A 2072-nucleotide genomic window follows, 5' to 3' on the forward strand; every position below is an offset into this window, starting at 1 on the left:
GGCCTAGTCTGTACATCAGTCTCTGCCATCTGCCTGCTCTACCTGAAGGTGAACTCGTTCATCACCACCTTGGCGATGCTGGGCATCCTGACCGGGTTGGTGCTGGTCGGCACCAACGGCACTAATCTCGTGGGCTTGCCGGAATCCCTGCAGGAAGGTTTTGGCGGCGTGGTCATCCTCGGCTTCCTTCCGCTGCCGGCGCTTCTGGCTCTGGTGGTCGCTGCAGTGGTGTGGTTCGTGTTGACGAAGACCCGCTTTGGCGTCCACGTGCTTGCCGCCGGCAGTTCACGCAGCGCGACGGTGCGCGCAGGTGTCGACATCAAGCTGACCATCTTCCTGACGTACCTGATCGTCGGCGTGTTGTGCGGCCTGGCTGGGTTCATCGATCTCGGCCGCTTCGGTACCACCGATGTGGGCGGCCACCAGACGGACGCTCTCGCCGGAATCGCCGGCGCGGTGATCGGCGGGACGCGTCTGACCGGCGGTCGCGTCTCGATCCTTGGCGCCGTCGCGGGCGCGCTGCTCGCATCCATCCTGCAGATCGGCCTCGTCGTGGCCGGGTTCCAGGCTTTCTACCAGCTGATAGCCATCGGTCTCATCCTGCTTGCCGCCGTCGCAATCAGCCAGCGGCAGCAGTCTACATCCGAGCGATAAGGGGTTCATCCTGCTGCCGTCGAAATCAGTCAGCGGCGGCAGACAATATCGAAACGACAATGGCTCAAAATGGGAGGAAACCATGAAATCTCTACGTACGAAAATTTGTGGCTCATGTCTTACGGCTTTTGTTACAGTCGCAACCAGTCATGCATATGCGGACGATCTGAGGATCGCCGAGCTTCAGGCAGCCGTCGCCAAACCTTATTTCATAACTATGAAATGCGGCGCGGAGGCTGCGGCCAAAGACCTGGGCGTCAAGCTTCTCTGGGCCGGTACGCCCAGTCCAGAGGTCGCTGAAGAGCGGAAGATTTTCGACGCCCTCAAGCTTCAAAATCCCGATGGCTGGTTGATATCGACGTTTTCGTCCACAGCTTTCATCCAACCGGTCAAAGAACTCATGGCCGCTGGCAAGCCGGTGGTGCTCGCCGACGGGAGCCTGGACGAAGACGTCATGTTGGAGGGTTTCAACAGCGATAGCAGCGACGCCGCCCAGCAGATCGCCGCATACCTTACTTCGCACATAAAAGGCAAAGGCAAGGTCGGCATCATAGCGTCTTTCCCCGGCGATGTGGTTGACGCGGGTCGGTACAAGGGGCTTCCCGATGCCTTCGCCAAATCAGGCTCGCCGCTCGAAGTTCTTCCCGTCCAGTATGGCCAAGTCGACAGCAGTCTTACGGCCAAGATCGCGGCGGGTCTGATCCTGGCGCATTCAGATCTAACGGCGATCTACGCCACCAACGGGTCGGCGGCCGAGGGTGTGGTGTCCGCCGTTCGTTCCGCCCATGCCGAGGACCGCGTCATGGTCGTAGCCTACGACGCCACGCCAGACGAAGTTGAGGCGCTGCACGAAAACAGGATACAGGCGCTGCTCGCGCAATCGCCGTATCTCATCGGGAATGAATCGGTAAAGTCAGTTGTCAAATATTTGCGGGCAAACCCGAACGGTGGACCCGTGAAACCAAATACTCCCATCCACAAGACCACGCCGATCAAGTTGTTGACCAAGGACAATATCGACAGCGAAGAGGGGATGAAGTTCCACGAAATCTCGGTCTGCAAGTAGCTCGCGCGGCTCTCGGAGTCAGCATCCATCGACGAGAGCAAGTCGCGATACGGACAGCAGTTCTTGTCTAACCAGTGGGGCGAAGCTTGCCTTTGCCTCACTTCTTTACAAAGGCCGCGTTCCGTCGGGAGCGGCCGATCTTGGTCGGATAGCGGCAAAATTGTCGTCATTCCAGTGGGCACGCAGCAAAAGGCGGAGCAATTGAATGTCGGACGCATCAGTGGAACTGCGTCGCATCGTAACGGGCCAGAATGCAGACGGCCGATCCTGTGTATTCCTGGATGGGCCTCCTGCCGAGGTCCTGTATATGCGCGGACACGAAGGGATGCAGGAAATCTGGACGCTCTTGCCC

The 2072-nt window shown here is 59.1% G+C and carries 2 protein-coding genes; both read left to right on the forward strand.

Annotation, left to right across the window (positions count from 1 at the left end; genetic code table 11):
* Nucleotides 1–654 (forward strand): ABC transporter permease (locus EN943_RS36675; RefSeq protein ID WP_164778595.1); only part of this gene is annotated, 654 nt, incomplete at its 5' end.
* 82 nt (nucleotides 655–736) lie between these two features.
* Nucleotides 737–1720, forward strand: coding sequence for a substrate-binding domain-containing protein (locus EN943_RS36680; RefSeq protein WP_127416578.1), 984 nt, complete (start codon nucleotides 737–739; stop codon nucleotides 1718–1720).
* Nucleotides 1721–2072: the final 352 nt, after the last annotated feature.

Origin of the sequence: Mesorhizobium sp. M7A.F.Ca.US.006.01.1.1, assembly GCF_003997935.1 — a bacterium.
Classification (GTDB): Bacteria; Pseudomonadota; Alphaproteobacteria; order Rhizobiales; family Rhizobiaceae; genus Mesorhizobium.